Consider the following 570-nt stretch of genomic DNA (forward strand, 5'->3'; position numbering starts at 1 on the left):
GGTTCGCCCAATTTAATCCCTCCAACGCTTGGAAAGCGCTGCCTTGTTCTTCCACCGTCACGGGTTGATAACGATCGCTCGGCAGCCCTTCATTTTTAAACTGATAGCCAACGCTCTGCTTTTGCCACAGCAACGAGCTGTGCATGGCTATAGATTCATCCAACACGGCAATGGCACTCGCACCCAACAAACCCCGACGCACATCATCGTAATAGCCTATGAGTTGGTACTCCGTATCGCCCACCAACGCATAACGGCGAATCCCAAACCCACGCTGCTCCGCGGCTTGATCAAGCGCGCTTTGCTCCTGTTGCCCCCAACTCGAGTCCGTTGCAATCGCCGTCCATACACCTGACATGTCGTAATACGAAAGTGAAAATACACCCGCTCCCTCCTCTGCCACCAAGCCAACCGGATTTTGTCGATATGGTTTGAACAAATCTAAAGGTCGATAGCCATAACCTACGCCCCAATCAACGCGCAACTTGCCCGCGCTAACATCCAAAGTGGTATCACCAACTTGCCATTCGCCCTGCCACGCCAGTTCTCGGATAAGAAGTTGATTATCCG

Annotated in this window: 1 pseudogene; it reads right to left on the bottom strand. The window is 52.5% G+C overall.

The features are described 5' to 3' along the window. Positions 1–570, bottom strand: a pseudogene (locus R7O13_RS29360) (hypothetical protein); the annotation flags it as partial.

Source organism: Vibrio sp. Y176 (assembly GCF_033438945.1).